Consider the following 17,795-nt stretch of genomic DNA (forward strand, 5'->3'; position numbering starts at 1 on the left):
AGAGTGTCTCCAAGGAGTTGTCCACCAGGCAAAATTCCTATGGTTGACGAGACGACGAGCTGTCGAGTGAACACCGATGCAGCTTACAGAGAAGTATTATGGGCTTTTTGCAAAGCATGTCAAGTGGTTTACTATCATTACAATAACGGCAGCAGAGCCTCTGATGTAGCAAAGACCTTCCTTGAACATTTATGGGATCTGTATCTACAGACGGATATACGGTTTACAGGATGTTCGACGGAGAAGACTCAAAGGTGCTTCATATAGGATGCTGGACACACTGCAGGAGGCTGTGGGTCGATGCCTTGCCATCAGACAGAACTGCGATGGATATAATAGACCCTATCGGTGATATGTTCAGAAATGAAGACTTGTTCCGCACAATGAAACTCAGCGGTGAGCAGATTAAGGAAAAAAGACTTAAGCTTACGAGACCTATTCTTGAACGTATCCATCATAAGGTGGTCATGATGATGCAGGATACCAAACTCATGGCAAACGAACTGATGAGAAAGGCTGTGAACTATACGATAAACCAGTGGAAATCCCTGAAAAATATCCTCAAGGACGGTTCTGCGGAAATATCGAACAACCTCTGTGAGCAAAGGATGAAACCTGTAAAGCTGCTGCTCAAGAACTGTATGAACATAGGCAGTGAGGATGCAGCAGGAAACTCGGCATTCATCTTTTCTCTGATAGAAAGCTGCAAGCTTAATGATATAGCCCCTCAGGATTACCTGAAGCACTTGTTTGAATGTATTCTTCATGGTAAGGACTGCGACAAGAAGGTCCTTCTGCCATGTTTTTATAAATCGGAATGTTAAAACTAAACTATTTTCTTGCGGACATTTTTATTTTATCGGCTGAAAAACAGCCGATAAAATTGTCGTGGCGGAAAATAGAATGGTTACGAATTCAAAAACGCTTTCTGTTGAATATAAATTCGTTTGTGGTTTTGAGTTCTTGATTTTGAAATTGTCTGTAACACGGTATCACTCTTCTACAGTAGTTGTCTTTGGGTTTCAGAAGGAATAATTGAGCAGGGGACGCTGTGTGCGGGCAGATTGTTAAACCCTTAAAAGTCAATCCTGCTATGGAAGATAACGAAAGAATATTCCCGGATGATAAGTTGGTTTCTATGTTTCGTAATGGTGACAGTCACGCTTTCGAAATTTTGTTGTCACGTTATGATGAATGCATAATGAGAGCTATCCGAAAGAGTACCATTAATAATAATGATAGCGTAGAAGACCTGTATCAGGAAATTGTTACCCATCTCTATGAAAAACTAAAATGCGTATACAAGGCAAATGGCCATTTCGGAGCATGGCTGAATTGCGTCGTTGGGAATTTTTTATGTAGTGTGTATCGTAAGAAACATCAGGATTGCCTTCCATTGAAACTTGATATATTGAAAGATGACGATTGTCTTGTCGATAATTATATTTCAGCAGAAAGAAGAGAGCGGAAATTCGAGGATCTGAAAGAGGCTGTAGAAGGCCTGTCGGAAGAATTGGGCCGTTTGGTTAAAATGAAAATCTGGGAGGGGATGACCTATCAGGAAATATCAGAACAGACAGGTATTAATAGATCTACAGTTGTAAAACGCTTGAAGTCTGCTTATCAGGAGTTGGAAAAAAGGATGATTGCTAAAGGATATGACGATGCTTTGATATAAAATTTTACTTTTTTTAATGAGAAAAACATTGTTAACGTTACCAATGAAACAATTTTTATAGTACATTTGCCACGGATTTGTAAAGTACGGTTTGCAAAACATGGTAAATAGTATAAAACATCTAGGTATTGTGGAAAACATCAATGGCTCTCGCTTGAAAGTAAGAATTGTGCAGAGTTCAGCTTGCTCGTCTTGTAGTGTGAAAGGACACTGTAGTGCTTCCGAAACCAAAGAAAAAATAATTGATGTTTATAATAAGAATGGAGTTCCATGCCAGATTGGCGAACGAGTAATGATTGTTGGAACTACCTCAATGGGTATGAAAGCTGTCTTTTTAGCTTTTGTACTCCCTTTTGTCGTGTTATTGCTTGCCCTGATTTTTTCGTTGAAACTGACTGGGGGGGATGAGGTTTTGTCGGCTTTGATTTCTTTGGCTACCCTGGTTCCCTATTACCTTATTATATATATGTGCCGGCAGAAAATCAGCCGCTCGTTTATGTTTACCCTAGAATCAATATATAATTAATAAACTAACTTTATATTTTTATGAACTTAATTTTGGTTGCAGTGATTTCATTGGGGGCCATTGGCTTGATTGCCGCAGTTATTTTGTTTGTGGCTTCAAAGAAATTTGCTGTGTATGAAGATCCGCGAATTGCTCAGGTAGCCGAAGTGCTTCCACAAGCTAACTGCGGTGGATGTGGTTATCCGGGATGTTCTGGTTTTGCCGCTGCTTGCGTGAAGGCTGGTTCACTCGAAGGAAAACTGTGTCCGGTGGGCGGTCAGCCTACCATGGAAAAGGTTGCTGGTATTTTAGGACTGGAGGCTACAGCTTCAGAACCTAAAGTAGCGGTAGTGAGATGTAACGGTACATGTGCCAACCGTCCTAAACTTACTCAGTACGACGGTGTGCGTTCATGTGTAGTAGCTAATTCCACTTATGGAGGTGAAACCGGATGTACATTCGGCTGCTTGGGATGTGGCGACTGTGTGAGTGCTTGCCAGTTCGATGCCATTCACATGAATCCGGAAACCGGATTACCCGAAGTGGATGAAAGTAAATGTACTGCTTGTGGTGCTTGTAGCAAAGCATGTCCGCGCAACATTATCGAAATCCGTCCGAAAGGAAAGAACAACCGTCGTGTATACGTACAGTGTGTCAATAAAGATAAAGGTGCTGTTGCACGTAAGGCTTGTACCGCTGCATGTATCGGCTGTGGCAAGTGTGTGAAGGTTTGTCCGTTCGAAGCTATTACACTCGAAAATAATCTGGCATACATCGATCCGGCTAAGTGTAAATCTTGCCGCAAGTGCGAAACTGAATGTCCTCAGAATGCAATTGTTGCAGTAAATTTCCCTCCTCGCAAGGCTAAACCTGCTGACGCTGCTCCTGCAGCACAGGCTGCTTCTGCTGCACCAAAGGCTGCTCAGCCTGTAGCTGAACCTAAAAAGGAAACAGTGGAAGTTAAAGCTGCTGAAGCTCCGAAAGAAGCTCCTAAAACTGAGGCTTAATCAAAATTAGTAATTAAATTAAAAAGATATTTACAGTGAAGACATTTAGAATTGGTGGAGTTCATCCAGCAGAAAATAAATTGTCAGCAGGCAAAGCTATCGAAACGCTTGCTCTTCCTAAGCAGGCTGTTTTCCCTTTGTCACAGCATATCGGTGCTCCCGCTACTGCTATCGTAAAAAAAGGTGATGTAGTGAAGGTCGGAACCAAGATTGCTGAAGCAGGAGGCTTTGTTTCTGCCGCTATCTTCTCTTCTGTTTCTGGTAAAGTAAACAAAGTGGATAGCGTTATCGACGCCAGTGGCTATCGTAAACCGGCTATTTTTATTGATGTGGAAGGTGACGAATGGGAAGAAAGCATCGACCGCAGCAGCGAACTGGTAAAAGAATGTAACCTGACTCCTGAAGAAATTGTTGCTAAGATAAAAAATGCAGGTGTTGTTGGTATGGGTGGTGCTTGTTTCCCTACTCATGTAAAACTTACTCCTCCTCCGGGCTGTAAGGCAGACTGCGTAATTATCAATGCAGTAGAATGTGAACCATATCTGACAGCCGACCATCGTCTGATGCTGGAAAAGGCAGATGAAATATTGGTTGGCGTACAGATTCTGATGAAAGCAGCTAAGGTTACCAAAGGATATATCGGCATTGAAAATAATAAGCCGGATGCCATCAAGCTGATGACAGAGAAGGCTGCTGCTTATCCTGGTATTGAGATTGTTCCTTTGAAAGTGAAATATCCGCAAGGAGGTGAAAAACAGTTGATTGATGCTGTTATTGGCCGTCAGGTTCCTGCTCCTCCCGCAATTCCTATTAATGTAGGTGCAGTCGTTCAGAACGTAGGAACTGCTTATGCAGTATACGAGGCTGTACAGAAAAACAAGCCTTTGTTCGAACGTATCGTAACCGTTACAGGAAAATCGTTGAAGAACCCTTCAAACTTCCTGACACGTATGGGTACTCCGATGAGCCAGCTTATTGAAGCTGCCGGCGGTCTGCCCGAAGACACAGGAAAGGTAATCGGCGGTGGTCCGATGATGGGTAAGGCACTGGCCAATACCGAAGTTCCTATCTGCAAAGGTAGTTCGGGCGTATTAATCATGAACGATAAGGAAGCATGTCGTGCAGAACCTCAGCCATGTATCCGTTGCGCTAAGTGCGTTAGTGCTTGTCCGATGGGACTGGAACCGTTCTTGCTGGCTACTTGCTCGGCTCATGGCGACTGGGAACGTGTAGAACATGAAATGATTATGTCATGTATCGAGTGCGGTTCTTGTCAGTTCACATGTCCTTCTCATCGTCCGATGCTGGACTATATTCGTTTAGGTAAAGGTAAGGTGGGCGGAATTATCCGTGCACGTAACGCTAAAAAATAATTGAATTTTAATTATGGCAAACAAATTAATTGTATCATTATCACCCCACGTGCATAGCGGTGACAGCGTACAGAAGAATATGTATGGTGTAATCATCGCTTTGGTGCCTGCCTTGCTTGTATCATTCTACATGTTCGGTCTGGGGGCTGTCATTGTCACGTTGACTTCTGTCATTGCGTGTCTGTTTTTCGAATGGGCTATTACAAAGTATATCTTGAAGCGTGAACGTACTACCATTATGGATGGTTCTGCTGCGCTGACCGGTATTCTTCTTGCATTCAACTTGCCTTCTAATCTTCCTTTATGGATTATCATCATCGGTGCGCTGGTTGCTATCGGTATTGGTAAGATGACTTTCGGCGGATTGGGATGTAACCCGTTCAACCCTGCTTTGGTAGGACGTATTTTCTTGCTGATTTCTTTCCCTGTACAGATGACTTCATGGCCTGTTACCGGTCAGTGGGCAAGCTATACAGATGCTGAAACAGCTGCAACTCCACTTGCTCTGATGAAGCAGGCTGTACATGGCGATGCAAATGCATTGAGCCAGTTGCCCGATACAATGAGTCTTTTCTTGGGTAACAATCCGGGATGTATCGGTGAAATCAGTGCATTGGCTTTGCTTATCGGTCTGGTATATATGTTATGGAAAAAAATCATTTCATGGCATATTCCGGTATCTATCATCGCAACAGTGTTCGTATTCTCAGGCTTGATGCATCTGGCAAACCCTGTAGCTTATGCATCTCCGTTCGTTCACCTGTTTACCGGTGGTTTGATGTTGGGAGCAATCTTTATGGCTACCGACTATGTTACTTCACCTATGACTCATAAAGGAATGATCATTTATGGTGTAGCTATCGGATTCCTGACAGTGGTAATTCGTCTTTTCGGTGCTTATCCGGAAGGAATGTCATTCGCTATTTTCATCATGAATGCATTTACTCCGTTGATTAACACTTATTGTAAACCTAAACGATTCGGGGAGGTAGTAAAGAAATGAAAAAACTTGAATCATCTTTAAAGAATATGGCCTTGGCACTAACAGGCTTTTCTGTAGTAGCCGGAGGTTTATTGGGCTGGGTGAACGATATTACCGCTGAGCCGATTGCTCAGGCAAATGCTAAAACATTGAGTGATGCAATTGCTGTAGTGGTTCCGGGATTTGACAACAACCCTGCCGAAGCGCCCGAAACTGTAGAGGTAAACGGTGCTACTTATAAGATTTATAAAGCAACTAAAGGCGGAGAGCCGATAGGAGCTGCCGTAGAGTCGTCGGCAAACGGATTCGGTGGTGCGCTGACCGTATTGGTTGGTTTTGATAATGATGGAAATATCATCGATTATTCTCTGTTAAGTCATGCAGAAACTCCGGGATTGGGTTCGAAGGCTGCCGACTGGTTTAAAAAGGGAGCTAAAGGCGACATTACCGGAAAGAATCCGGGTGAAGCAGCCCTGACTGTAAGCAAGGATGGGGGACAGATCGATGCGATTACGGCTTCTACCATTACTTCACGCGCTTTCTTGCTGGCAGTGAACAATGCTTATGCAGCATATAAGAATCAGTATGTAGATGGTGCTAGCGGTGCAACTACCCAGGCTGAAGAGGCAGATGCTGAAACAGCTGTTGCTGCTGATAGTACAAATGTTGAAAATAATTAATAGGAAGGAGCAGACTATGAATAATTTTAAAGTATTGATGAACGGGATTGTAAAAGAAAATCCTACGTTTGTACTCCTTTTGGGTATGTGTCCTACGCTGGGTACTACCTCTTCTGCCATTAATGGTATGGGAATGGGACTGGCTACTATGTTCGTTCTTATCTGTTCGAATGTGGTGATTTCGTTGATTAAGAATCTGGTTCCTGACATGGTACGTATTCCTATTTTCGTTGTAGTTATCGCTTCGTTCGTAACCTTGTTGCAGATGGTGATGCAGGCTTATGTCCCCGCACTGTATGCTACCCTCGGATTGTTTATCCCCTTGATTGTGGTAAACTGTATCTTGCTGGGACGTGCAGAAGCTTTTGCTGCAAAGAATAATCCGCTTTCGTCGTTCTTCGACGGACTGGGTATGGGACTTGGTTTTACCATTGCTCTGACACTGTTGGGCGGTGTTCGTGAATTCCTTGGAACAGGTAAGTTGTTTAACATTGCCATCATGCCGGAAGAATATGGTATGCTGATCTTTGTACTGGCTCCGGGAGCATTCATCGTATTGGGTTACCTGATTGCTATTGTAAACCGTCTGAAAAAGGCATAACTCCTAAAAAGTAGAAGATATGGAATATATATTGATATTTATCACCGCTATCTTTGTGAACAACATTGTGTTGTCACAGTTTCTCGGTATCTGTCCGTTCTTGGGCGTTTCTAAGAAGGTAGAAACCGCTATGGGTATGGGAGCTGCTGTTGCCTTTGTGTTGACGCTGGCTACCATTGTGACTTACGTTATCCAGAAGTTTGTGCTCGATGCTTTCGGACTGGGTTATTTGCAGACCATTGCATTTATCCTTGTCATTGCGGCATTGGTTCAGATGGTGGAAATTATTTTGAAGAAAGTTTCTCCGGCTTTGTATCAGGCTCTGGGAGTATTCTTGCCGTTGATTACAACAAACTGCTGTATCTTGGGTGTGACTATTCTGGTTATTCAGAAGAATTATGATTTGCTGACAGGTGTTGTCTATGCGTTCTCTACAGCTCTCGGTTTTGCTTTGGCATTGATCGTCTTTGCTGGAATTCGTGAACAACTCAGTCTGGTGAATATCCCTAAAGGTATGCGTGGCATGTCTATTGCATTGGTCACAGCTGGTCTGCTGGCAATGGCATTCATGGGCTTCTCTGGTGTAGATAAAGGCCTGGCAGTTTTATTTGGACTGTAATCCGCACGAAACCTGATTGGTTAATATATTGAATGAGCAGAACTCTTTTCTGTCCGGAAGGATGAAAGAGTTCTGCTTTTTTTATGCCTTTGCATATTTATTTGATAAATTTGAGAGAGTTTTTTCTGACAGATGACGTGATATTCGATAATTATTTCTACTTTTGTTGAAGAAAAAATTTGAAGGACGTAATTTTATAGCAATATGAAAGAAAGAATTCTGGTAACAGGTGGAACCGGTTATATTGGTTCTCATACAGTTGTAGAGCTTCAGAATAGTGGTTATGAGGTAATTATTGTAGATAATCTTTCGAACTCTCGTGCTGATGTAGTCGATAATATTGAAAAGATTACAGGTATTCGTCCTGAATTCGAACAGGTAGACTGCTTGGATTATGCAGGAATGGATGCTGTGTTTACCAAATATCCAGGTATTAAAGGAATTATCCATTTTGCAGCAAGCAAGGCTGTAGGTGAATCAGTGCAGAAACCTTTGTTGTATTATCGCAACAATCTGGTTTCATTGATTAACTTGCTGGAGCTGATGCCTAAGCATAACGTTCCGGGCATTATCTTCTCATCTTCATGTACAGTATACGGTCAGCCCGACAAACTTCCTGTTACAGAAGAGGCTCCGATTAAGAAAGCAGAATCACCTTATGGAAATACAAAACAGATAAACGAAGAAATTATTCGTGATACTGTGGCTTCCGGCTCTCCGATTCATGCTATTCTGTTGCGTTACTTCAATCCGATAGGTGCTCATCCTACAGCACTCATCGGTGAATTGCCTAACGGTGTTCCGCAGAATCTTATTCCGTATCTGACTCAGACAGCTATCGGCATCCGTGAAAAATTGAGTGTATTTGGTGATGATTATAATACACCTGATGGTTCATGTATCCGCGATTATATTTATGTTGTCGATTTGGCTAAGGCACATGTTATTGCCATGAACCGTATCCTGGAAAACAAACAGAAAGACAAAGTTGAAGTATTCAATATTGGTACAGGTAGAGGCCTTTCTGTTCTGGAACTGATTCATGCTTTTGAATCGTCAACAGGAGTGAAGCTGAATTATCAGATTGCAGGTCGTCGTGCCGGAGATATCGAACAAGTGTGGGCCGATCCTTCTTACGCTAACAATGAATTGGGCTGGAAGGCTGAAACTTCTATCGAAGAAACACTGCGTTCAGCATGGAACTGGCAGCTGAAACTTCGTGAAAAAGGAGTTCAGTAATCGGTTGAATGAAAAATGATAAAAAACGTTAATATATAAAACCAAAACGTTTGAAGAAATGTTTTATTGATGCAGACGCTTAAAACACTTGGATGTATGTGAATATGTGTAAGTGTTACCTGTTCCAGAAGTGGAAAAGGAGCGTTAATGCATAGTAGTTTTGTCGTGTTTTATTTTGTGTTTGTGTTGTGACTGTTTCTCGACGTGAGTCGGGAAACAGTTTTTTGTTTGCAGAATTTTGTATAACTTTGCAGCCGATTTTGAATTCTGTCCGATTTTACCGATTATTCAGGCTGATTCAAAGTCAGGGGAATGGGACTTCCCTGTTATAAACCGCTAATAAAGTAGCTGATAGTTCCTGCCGGAGTTGGTCTTTGGAGTAAGACTGGCAGGAAAATCTATATCTGCTTGTCTGAAAAAAGAATCCGGCTTCCGTTTTCGAAGAAGTTATTTTTATTGTTTGACAAAATATAGACAAGAGATGAAGATTCAGAAAAATCAAAACATTGCGATGAAACTGCAACAGTTTCCTTTACTTTTTTATTTATTCAAGTGGCTTTTTCTTTCTGCTATATCCGGAGCGTGTATCGGTTCGGCTTCCGCCTTATTGTTGGTTTCGCTGGAATGGGCAACCCAATATCGTGAACACCATCTGTGGATTATAGCCCTGCTTCCTGTAGCCGGCTTGGTCATCGGACTGATGTATCATTACCTGGCAGGTACGGCGTCACGGGGAAATAATTTTTTGATAGAAGAAATCCGTTCTCCGCATGACATAATTCCTTTTCGGATGGCTCCTCTTGTTTATATAGGAACAGTTCTGACACATCTGTTTGGCGGATCAGCCGGACGTGAAGGAACCGGAGTGCAGATGGGAGGGGCAATAGCCGACCGTTTTTCCAAGCTTTTCCGTTTGCCCAGACGCGACCATCGGGTTATGGTGGCAATAGGTATCAGTGCCGGCTTTGCTTCTATTTTCGGTACACCGCTGGCAGGAGCTGTATTTGGCCTGGAGGTAATCATTGTGGGAAGAATGCGTTATGAATCTATTCTTCCGGTCTTTTTGTCGGCTGCCTTTGCACATTTGACTTGCCATTCCTGGGGCGTAGAGCATACGCTTTATCCGGCTCCTGTAGTTCCGGAACTGGGCGTTTCAAATATCTTGTGGGTTGCTCTTTCGGGCATTGTATTTGGAGTTGTCGCGATGGCATTCTCACGTTCTATCGGTTTCTGGGGAGGAGTGGCAAAAAAGTTTATATCCTATCCACCTTTACGTCCGGTAGCAGGAGGTATAATAATTGCCTTGGCAGTCTGGCTGTTGGGTACGACCAAGTACATCGGACTGGGTGTGCCGACCATCGTAGCCTCTTTTTCGGAACAGCAGATGTGGTATGATTTCCTCTTGAAACTGATTTTTACAACATTTACGATTGGTGTTGGTTTTAAGGGAGGAGAGGTTACTCCTTTGTTCTTTGTCGGAGCTACCTTAGGCAGTGCCTTATCTTTTATCATTCCATTGCCCATGAGCCTATTGGCCGGACTCGGATTTGTAGCCGTTTTTGCCGGAGCCACCAATACCCCGATAGCCTGTACCTTTATGGGAATCGAACTGTTCGGTATAGAGCCGGGAATTTATCTGGGCATAGCTTGTGTCGTAGCCTATTTGTTTTCCGGACATACAGGAATATACACGTCGCAGGTTGTTGGTACTCCCAAACATTTACTCTATTTGCGTGATAAGGGAAAGACGCTGAAATAAGTCTTGATTTATAGCAAGATTTTGAAGATAAAAAATGAGAAAACTGTTAAATCGGCAATATTATCCATGGGTTTCCGTAATTTTGTAACCTATTTCAGAAACAGACACGGATATGGCACAATTAAGAGAAATGACAACAGGCCCTTCACTGCCGTTGATCTTCAATTTCACATTACCTTTATTGCTGGGTAACTTGTTGCAGCAGACTTATTCATTGGTTGATGCGGCTATTGTCGGAAAATTTCTTGGGATAAATGCCCTGGCATCGGTCGGAGCAAGCACTTCGGTGGTCTTTCTTATATTAGGCTTCTGCAACGGATGCTGTGGAGGATTTGCTATTCCCGTAGCTCAGAAATTTGGTGCGCGCGACTATGTGACGATGCGGCGTTATGTTTCTGTCAGTCTGAAAATAGCCGGAGTCATGTCGGTCATCATCGCATTGCTTACCAGCCTGCTGTGTGCCTTTATTCTCCGGACGATGCAGACGCCTGAGAATATTTTTCAAGGAGCATACAGCTATCTGCTGGTAACTTTCATCGGAGTGCCGTGTACATTTTTCTACAATCTGCTGTCCAGCATCATACGTGCGTTGGGCGATAGCAAGACACCTTTCTGGTTTCTGCTTTTCTCGACAATCTTGAATATTATACTTGACCTCTTCTGCATACTGATTATGGGGTGGGGGGTAACAGGAGCTGCTGTCGCTACGGTATTTTCTCAGGGAGTTTCGGCTGTATTATGCTATTTTTATATGTACCGGAAGTTTGATATTCTGAAAACAGAACCTTTAGACCGTCGCTTCCGTCCGGAACTTGCCAGACAACTGATGTACATTGGCGTGCCTATGGGACTTCAGTTTTCCATAACCGCTATTGGCAGTATCATGCTTCAGAGTGCGAATAATGCGCTGGGTACGGCATGTGTGGCAGCCTTCACAGCCGCTATGCGTATCAAGATGTTTGTGATGTGCGCGCTCGACAGTCTGGGAATGGCGATGGCTACGTACAGCGGGCAGAATTACGGTGCGGGCAAACCAGGCCGTATCTGGCAGGGCATTAAGTCGGCTTCACTGATGATGATAATCTATGTAGCTGTAGTGGCAGCTCTTATCTGGGGATTTGCCGATAAGTTTGCCTTGCTGTTCATTTCTGCTGATGAAACGGAAATCATAGCCGATACAGCCTTATTTCTGCACTTCAATGTTTCTTTCTTCCCCTTGCTGGGCATGCTCAGCATACTCCGCTATTCCATTCAGGGAGCGGGATATACCAAGCTTGCCATGTTTTCCGGCGTTTCAGAGATGATAGCACGTGTGCTGGTAAGTGTGATTATTGTTCCACTTTGGGGATTTGTAGGAGTATGTGTGGGCGACCCAACCGCATGGCTTTTTGCCAATCTCTTCTTGATACCCGCATTTATCTATGTATATCGCCGTTTGCAGGTCATTGTAGCCAAAGAACGTTAGTTCTTCACCGGCATCCGTTTCCAGATTCCCGCAGGGATAAGCTTCCAGAAGAATACTAGCAGACGGTATCTCCAGTCGATAACGGCAATGCGCTGTTTCCTGTGTAGGGCTCGTACGATATGTGCGGCTACTGTTTTCGGTGACATGAGCATGGGATAATGTTTCCCGTCGTTCAGAAGTCCGGTAGCGACAAAGCCCGGCCGGATGTCTGTGAAACTGATATGCAGGTGATGCATACGCGATAATTGTTCGAGTGCATCGATATATGTATTCTGGAAACGCTTGGTTGCCGAATAAGCCGGTGCGATACCCAAGCCTTTAGTTCCGGCTATGGAACTGATGATTGCGATATGACCTTTACCCTGCTGGCGGAAGTGCCGGAAAGCATATCCTACCATACGTACGAATCCTGTACCGTTTGTTTCAAGCGTATTCAGTTCAATGTCGGGCGAAAGCTCAAAATTCTGGAAACCGATACCGGAACTTTGTAGAAACAAATCCATGCCTCCCAGTTCCCCTATTAGTTTCTCCAGTTCGTTTTCTGCCCCTTCTTTCCTGATGTCGAGTGCACAGATTTTTATTCTGTCGGGAGATTTCTTCTGAAATTCCAGCAGATTTTCCCGGCGTCTTCCTGCTATGCCGAGATACCATCCTTCGGCTAATAATAACTGTGCTACCTCATAGCCTATGCCCGAGGTTGCTCCTATGATGACTGCACGTCTGGTTTTCGGTGAATCCATATCAGTGGTTGTTATAGTGTGTAAATTATTTGTTTGTACGTATTTCGTATATGAATGTTTCAGCGTTTGGAATATCCGCACCCTTACAGTTGTAAAAGAACTGGCCGGCAAAAGGCATTTGTTCATTCAAGGGCCGGAGCTCTTGTGTAAGATGGGCACAGAATGTTTTGTATGAATGGATATTCATGCGTTCGCCGGCATCGTCACGGAAAAGGATGGCATAATGGTTAAGCGGACGGGCATGCACAAGCTGGTTGATTTCCAGGGCAAGTGAGCGGGCTTCCCGAGCCGATATACGGTCGAAAAGACTGGAAACATTGAAAATAATCAATTCAGATAAGACAGCGTGTGCCGTCCAGAATGAAGTCGGTACAGCCGATATTCTCGGATAGAAACAGTGAGTTGCATGGCGATACGCTTCCGACTGGAAGAACTGCAAGGCTATATCGTCCATTTCTTTTGTCGGGTAAATACCCATATAAGTCAGATCCAGATGAGGGAGCCGTCGGCATGCGTCGATAAAGGCAAGCCCGGAAGCACCTGTTTCGTAGCTTAAGTCGCAGAACACTACACGTCCCGATAAGTTGCGGACAGCACTGAACAGCCAGCCTCCGTTGCTTTCGAACAAAGCACGTGCCGCACTGTATGCACGCCTCATATAGTAGCAGTTGTAGAGCTGTATTTGCTCGTATGCAGAAACGGTATCCGTTCCGTTCCGGAAATCACATCTTCCGTAAGCCGTCAGTTCACGGTTACGTGCTTCATCCTTGTTTATTTTGCTGTTTTCTTCTACTATATGACGGAAAGCATGGTCGAACGCTTCAGAAAGAGGATAGTTTTCCGATTGTAAATCCCATCCCGGCATATATTCAGGCAATGTGAAATCTCCCCGGCAGAATGCGTCGGTATCAGTCTGGCTATATCCGTTGTTCATGCGGATATATTCCATCAGTTTATAAAATGTGATGTTTGCCCCCAGTATTTGTGGGTTTCCGGTAAGAAACAACTGCTTTCTTGCGCGGGTGATCGCCACATTAAGTTTTCGGTCTATTACATATTCATCTTCCTGAAAAGTATTGGCCGTCAGGAAATTCAGCTGACTGAAATTCTGTATGGTAAACGAATAGATGATTACATCACGCTGGCTTCCCTGATAGCGTTCTACCGTATCAATGGAAATATGGGCCAGTTCCGGGATTCCTTTTCTGGCAATCTCTCTGCGTATCATCGCTATCTGATTTCTGTACGGGACAATCACCCCCACAGTCTTGTAGGCGTCAAAAGTGCCGGAAGTCATCCGGTAAATACGTTCGAGCAGAGCGGCGACGATTCGTGCTTCATTGATGTTCGTTTTCTCCGAATAAGCGAGATTGTCGGGAGCATCTGCGGGGATAAACACCATACGGCGGCTTTGTATTAATTTATCCAGATTATCCTGTGGGGCAGGTGCGGAGGCGTAGGGCAAGCACTCCTCCTGATGCGGCAACGGGACTGGCTCCAGTTGCTCACGATAGTAAAATGTCTGGTTAGGAAATTCCGATATGGCAGGATGCATACGTCCCTGTTTATGCAGAATACTTCTGAAATCCTCCTTACTCTGTTTATACAAACGCTCGAAAAGCGAATTGCGGCAGTCGTTCAGTCCGATAGACTGTAACAGCGGATCATCTACGCGAGCTTCTTCCTCTTCCTGCTGGGCGATGGCGGGCAACTGCTTGTAGTCGCCTATCAATATAAACTTGTCGATTGCGTTACTACGGTCGTGGCGTGCCGATAAAATACCGACCAGGTCCGGTTCCAATATCTGTGAAGCCTCATCGATGATAGCCAGTGTGAAATGTTTCAGATTAAACAGGTGCAGACGGCTGTTTATTGCAGTCGTAGTACCAGTGAAAATGCGTGTATGAGCTATTTTCTGCTGAATATCCGTCAGCTTGGGGCAGTCGGCAAGGCTGTTCTTCAATAAGTAAGGCGCGAAACGTTTATCGCATGACAGTTCACTGCCTATCCGGATAAAAGGAGTACTTTCTGCGATGCCCGAGTCGACCAGCATGCTACAGATCTCATCAACAGCCCGGTTGGTGTACGACAAAAGCAGGAGAGAAGCTTCCGGATCGGTCAGAGCTTCTTCTACCATATACCGCAAGGCACACGATGTCTTTCCGGTTCCCGGAGGACCTACCAGCAGGAAGTAATCGTCCGTCTGCTTTTCTTTCAGAATCAGTTCGTCAAAACGTCCGTACGAACCGTTCAGTGTACGTTCCGGATGTTTCCCCGGAGTACGTAGCCCCAGCAACAGTTCTTTACGGTCGGTTCGGGCAGACAGGAACGCATATAGTCCGCGCATGGCATTCATGGCCGAAGAGTCAGACGAGTCATGTTCTACGGCAAACACTTCATCGGCTCCACCTATGATATCCTTGTTCTGCTGTCCGTTACGCAGCAATATAGTAAGGTTGTTAGCCTGTATGTCGAGTATATTGCCTTTCATCAGTATCTGTTGGCGTACGTCGGGCTCCTTTTGATATGCATAAAAAATGATGATATCCCCCGTGCGGAAGTTGGGCAGGAAGTCTTCCCCCTGTTGCGGTATATGGAGTTCGATAATATCATATCCTTTTCCCGGTCCGCTTTGACGCTTTTCGGTGACTGTCAGTCCGAGCAGAATATTTCCCGATTCGATTTTTTCGGCAAGAGGAGTGTGCCAAAGGCCGGCAAATCCGTTCGAAGAATCATTCTTTCCTCCCGTTTTGCTTAGTATCTGCTCTTTCGATACAAAGGTGAAGAACCGCTGGAAGTAGGCCCGTTCCAGTGGCGTACAGCGTTTCAGCGTATTGATTGTTTCCTGCAACTGCGGTTCTTGAAAATCATTCCATAAGCGGTTGCTCACCTGTAGCTCGTTCAGCAGGTCGGTGCTCAGTTCTTCCGTTACAGAAGCGATAGCTCCGTCACCGAAAGCCATTTCGCGTGCCGCTATCCGGTTGCGCAGATGTATGCTCTCACGAAACAAAGTTTCGGCAAAATGTTCTATCATGAGGCCATCGGTATATTTGGAATAAAGCAGGAAAGTCTGCAAGTCCTCCGTCTTCCGTCCGAAGTTATACATCAGTACCCCCTGATAAAGCATCATCTGGATGAAATGATCCTCCTTATGACGCCGGTTGTATTCATCCCGTTTTCCCGATTTCTGTTCCACAAGTACCTTGAAATCCTTTTGAAGCATATCGACACGTCCCTGCAAGCCAAGCTGTTCGCAGATGAAAGAAGCCTCCAGCAAGGTATTGTGCTTGTCGAAAGCCTGAATATTATGTGGCAGTACATCGTGTACAAACGAGCGGATGTTCATCATTTGTGCCTGCGCCTGCTCGTGAAAGTTGGCGGGAATAGGGCAGGTACAAAACTCCAAAGCCGCTGAAGCAAAAAACTTCTTGACCGTTGTGCTATAGGCTACCGGGGCATCTTCGCGTTCGTTTATATAATCATCCAGAAACTGGCTGGCCAGGTTACCCAGCAGAATAGGAGCCGTATTAGCCTTTGGCTTGACCTTGTTCATGAAAAAGTTCAGCGGATGATGCCCGTACTCGCGGAAACAGGCAGCCAGCGAACTGATATCTATCAGATAGTCGGGATGGATGACAATCAGGTTCGGTATATAATGATTCTCTTCATCCACATGTACATCCAGCAGATTCAGCTGAAGATTTTCAGCAAGCAAGTCTTTTACGTAAAGCATGTCGCTGTTATATCCTCCTTTTGCATAGTCAATGATGATGAAAGGATCTTCATCACTGTCGGTTGCCGCAAATATCTTTGTATCATCCCAACTGCTTACGGCTGCGCGTATATAGGGGATGCGTGAGTACTGCGTACCGCGATAAGGACGGTTCGAATGTGGAATTTCCGGAATTAAAGAAGCTGGAATATCTTCATCGAAAGCCAGGGAAACGAAACGGACTATGGCACGGAGGTCGTACAGGTATTCTTCCATTACGGGACGGAAATCGTCGCGCATGGCAGCGTTGCAGTTGCGTCGCATGGTCTGTATGGCATATTTGTCCGAAGGAGTCATCCGTTTCTCTTTACAGATATAGTCGAGGCGTGAAAACAAATTTGCGAAAGAGAACGTAACCCCTGCCGTCAGTTCGTAACATGCCTGTTCGAGCACTTTGTATAAAAGAATATATTTGGCCCGGATATTTTCGGGAGCGGCTGTAGGCTGACGGTGAATTTGTTCGATGCGATTATATAAATCGAAAGATTGCAGTTCGATGTGGTTCGTTAAGTTTCCAGACATGGCAGATGAATATCCTTGAATAAAATGACTTTACATAACAAACAAAGTAAAGCCCTTACCTATTAATCTTTTGTTCAAAGATACAACTATTTTCCGAAACACTGCAACCTCTCCTGCGTTCTGCTAAAATCTTTTGCGGTTCGTGATGCTTTTTGTTTCTCTTGCTTATCTTTGTCATTTGAAAAACGAAATAGTATTATGAAGCATGTAATAGCGTGTATGAGGGCCTTATGTCCTATATCGGATGAAACAGTGAAGGAACTGGAAAGTCTTGTTGTAAAATGTAATTATCCCAAAAGATATCAGCTTATAAAAGAGAATATTTTCTGCCGATACGCTTATTTTATAGAAAAGGGAATGACGCGTTCTTTCTGGCTGGTAGACGGAGAAGAAATTACGACCTCATTTTCGTGTGAGGGAGGGATTGTCTTCAGTATGGACGAACTCTATTATAATAAAAAGAGCGAAGAATTTGTTGAAACACTGGAAGACGTAGAGGTGTATAGAATAGAACTGACAGATTTAAGACGGCTGTTCGAAACCAATCTTGAGTTTTGTAACTGGGGGAGAATCATACATCAGAATGAATACAGAAGGCTGCACAGAAGTCATAAGGAAAGGCTTACACTTCCGGCCAGACAGCGGTATGAAGAGTTCAAGAAACAGTTTCCGTATGTTTGCCAGAGAACCAATTTAGGCTACATCGCCTCTTATCTGGGCATTACTCTCTCTACGTTGAGCAGGCTTCGCTCGAATGAGAATGATAAGGCATAATGGCAGCCGATTTTGATGTAGGACAACTTTTTATTGGCGGATAGAGGCTACCTTTGTTGTGTGATTAACCTTGAAAGTT

Annotated in this window: 14 protein-coding genes, 1 pseudogene and 1 riboswitch; of the genes and pseudogenes, 13 read left to right on the top strand and 2 right to left on the bottom strand. The window is 44.2% G+C overall.

Annotated elements, in window-relative coordinates; translation table 11 throughout:
* From BACCOP_RS02795 to BACCOP_RS02850, 12 genes and pseudogenes are all read left to right on the top strand, one after another.
* A pseudogene (locus tag BACCOP_RS02795) lies at positions 1-824 on the top strand (IS66 family transposase); the annotation flags it as partial.
* A gap of 269 nt (positions 825-1,093) precedes the next feature.
* Positions 1,094-1,678, top strand: a complete 585-nt coding sequence (locus tag BACCOP_RS02800; protein ID WP_022125633.1) for an RNA polymerase sigma factor — start codon at positions 1,094-1,096, stop codon at positions 1,676-1,678.
* A gap of 100 nt (positions 1,679-1,778) precedes the next feature.
* Positions 1,779-2,204: a SoxR reducing system RseC family protein gene (locus BACCOP_RS02805; RefSeq protein ID WP_007566067.1), complete on the top strand. Its 426-nt coding sequence runs from the start codon at positions 1,779-1,781 to the stop codon at positions 2,202-2,204.
* Positions 2,205-2,224: 20 nt separating this feature from the next.
* On the top strand, positions 2,225-3,190 hold the full coding sequence (locus BACCOP_RS02810; RefSeq protein ID WP_007566068.1) for a Fe-S cluster domain-containing protein: 966 nt from the start codon (positions 2,225-2,227) through the stop codon (positions 3,188-3,190).
* Positions 3,191-3,225: 35 nt separating this feature from the next.
* The gene (gene rsxC, locus BACCOP_RS02815; RefSeq protein WP_007566069.1) at positions 3,226-4,563 is read left to right on the top strand and encodes an electron transport complex subunit RsxC; all 1,338 of its coding nucleotides are present in this window, start codon (positions 3,226-3,228) and stop codon (positions 4,561-4,563) included.
* A 13-nt stretch (positions 4,564-4,576) separates the two neighbouring features.
* Positions 4,577-5,566: an RnfABCDGE type electron transport complex subunit D gene (locus BACCOP_RS02820; protein WP_007566070.1), complete on the top strand. Its 990-nt coding sequence runs from the start codon at positions 4,577-4,579 to the stop codon at positions 5,564-5,566.
* A complete protein-coding gene (locus BACCOP_RS02825; protein WP_007566071.1) occupies positions 5,563-6,225 on the top strand; it encodes an RnfABCDGE type electron transport complex subunit G in 663 nt (220 codons plus the stop codon). Before BACCOP_RS02820 ends, BACCOP_RS02825 begins: the two co-directional genes overlap by 4 nt.
* A gap of 16 nt (positions 6,226-6,241) precedes the next feature.
* Complete coding sequence (rsxE, locus tag BACCOP_RS02830; protein WP_022125638.1) at positions 6,242-6,826, top strand: electron transport complex subunit RsxE; 585 nt, start codon at positions 6,242-6,244, stop codon at positions 6,824-6,826.
* 19 nt (positions 6,827-6,845) lie between these two features.
* Entirely contained in the window at positions 6,846-7,445 is a 600-nt protein-coding gene (rsxA, locus tag BACCOP_RS02835; RefSeq protein WP_007566073.1) for an electron transport complex subunit RsxA, read from the top strand.
* Between the two features lie 204 nt (positions 7,446-7,649).
* The gene (galE, locus tag BACCOP_RS02840) at positions 7,650-8,684 is read left to right on the top strand and encodes a UDP-glucose 4-epimerase GalE (RefSeq protein WP_007566077.1); all 1,035 of its coding nucleotides are present in this window, start codon (positions 7,650-7,652) and stop codon (positions 8,682-8,684) included.
* A 299-nt stretch (positions 8,685-8,983) separates the two neighbouring features.
* Positions 8,984-9,052, top strand: a riboswitch (Fluoride riboswitch).
* A 113-nt stretch (positions 9,053-9,165) separates the two neighbouring features.
* On the top strand, positions 9,166-10,443 hold the full coding sequence (locus BACCOP_RS02845; RefSeq protein WP_007566079.1) for a voltage-gated chloride channel family protein: 1,278 nt from the start codon (positions 9,166-9,168) through the stop codon (positions 10,441-10,443).
* A 112-nt stretch (positions 10,444-10,555) separates the two neighbouring features.
* Positions 10,556-11,908 carry an MATE family efflux transporter gene (locus tag BACCOP_RS02850; RefSeq protein ID WP_007566081.1) on the top strand — a complete coding sequence of 451 codons (1,353 nt, stop codon included), beginning with the start codon at positions 10,556-10,558 and terminating at the stop codon, positions 11,906-11,908.
* On the opposite strand, the gene BACCOP_RS02855 is transcribed toward BACCOP_RS02850, so the two are convergent.
* A complete protein-coding gene (locus tag BACCOP_RS02855; RefSeq protein ID WP_007566082.1) occupies positions 11,905-12,648 on the bottom strand; it encodes an SDR family NAD(P)-dependent oxidoreductase in 744 nt (247 codons plus the stop codon). The genes BACCOP_RS02850 and BACCOP_RS02855 overlap by 4 nt on opposite strands.
* A gap of 25 nt (positions 12,649-12,673) precedes the next feature.
* Positions 12,674-16,942, bottom strand: coding sequence for an AAA domain-containing protein (locus BACCOP_RS02860; protein WP_007566084.1), 4,269 nt, complete (start codon positions 16,940-16,942; stop codon positions 12,674-12,676).
* A 198-nt stretch (positions 16,943-17,140) separates the two neighbouring features.
* On the opposite strand from BACCOP_RS02860, the gene BACCOP_RS02865 reads away from it, so the two are divergent.
* Positions 17,141-17,716, top strand: coding sequence for a Crp/Fnr family transcriptional regulator (locus tag BACCOP_RS02865; RefSeq protein WP_007566085.1), 576 nt, complete (start codon positions 17,141-17,143; stop codon positions 17,714-17,716).
* Positions 17,717-17,795: the final 79 nt, after the last annotated feature.

Origin of the sequence: Phocaeicola coprocola DSM 17136 (assembly GCF_000154845.1) — a bacterium.
GTDB classification, from domain to species: domain Bacteria; phylum Bacteroidota; class Bacteroidia; order Bacteroidales; family Bacteroidaceae; genus Phocaeicola; species Phocaeicola coprocola.

Excerpts from the sequence above, each read along its gene's own strand:
- BACCOP_RS02800 (WP_022125633.1), top strand. The coding sequence starts at position 1,094 with ATGGAAGATAACGAAAGAATATTCCCGGATGATAAGTTGGTTTCTATG.
- BACCOP_RS02805 (WP_007566067.1), top strand. The coding sequence starts at position 1,779 with ATGGTAAATAGTATAAAACATCTAGGTATTGTGGAAAACATCAATGGC.
- BACCOP_RS02810 (WP_007566068.1), top strand. The coding sequence starts at position 2,225 with ATGAACTTAATTTTGGTTGCAGTGATTTCATTGGGGGCCATTGGCTTG.
- BACCOP_RS02820 (WP_007566070.1), top strand. The coding sequence starts at position 4,577 with ATGGCAAACAAATTAATTGTATCATTATCACCCCACGTGCATAGCGGT.
- BACCOP_RS02825 (WP_007566071.1), top strand. The coding sequence starts at position 5,563 with ATGAAAAAACTTGAATCATCTTTAAAGAATATGGCCTTGGCACTAACA.
- rsxE (WP_022125638.1), top strand. The coding sequence starts at position 6,242 with ATGAATAATTTTAAAGTATTGATGAACGGGATTGTAAAAGAAAATCCT.
- rsxA (WP_007566073.1), top strand. The coding sequence starts at position 6,846 with ATGGAATATATATTGATATTTATCACCGCTATCTTTGTGAACAACATT.
- galE (WP_007566077.1), top strand. The coding sequence starts at position 7,650 with ATGAAAGAAAGAATTCTGGTAACAGGTGGAACCGGTTATATTGGTTCT.
- BACCOP_RS02845 (WP_007566079.1), top strand. The coding sequence starts at position 9,166 with ATGAAGATTCAGAAAAATCAAAACATTGCGATGAAACTGCAACAGTTT.
- BACCOP_RS02850 (WP_007566081.1), top strand. The coding sequence starts at position 10,556 with ATGGCACAATTAAGAGAAATGACAACAGGCCCTTCACTGCCGTTGATC.
- BACCOP_RS02855 (WP_007566082.1), bottom strand. The coding sequence starts at position 12,648 with ATGGATTCACCGAAAACCAGACGTGCAGTCATCATAGGAGCAACCTCG.
- BACCOP_RS02860 (WP_007566084.1), bottom strand. The coding sequence starts at position 16,942 with ATGTCTGGAAACTTAACGAACCACATCGAACTGCAATCTTTCGATTTA.
- BACCOP_RS02865 (WP_007566085.1), top strand. The coding sequence starts at position 17,141 with ATGAAGCATGTAATAGCGTGTATGAGGGCCTTATGTCCTATATCGGAT.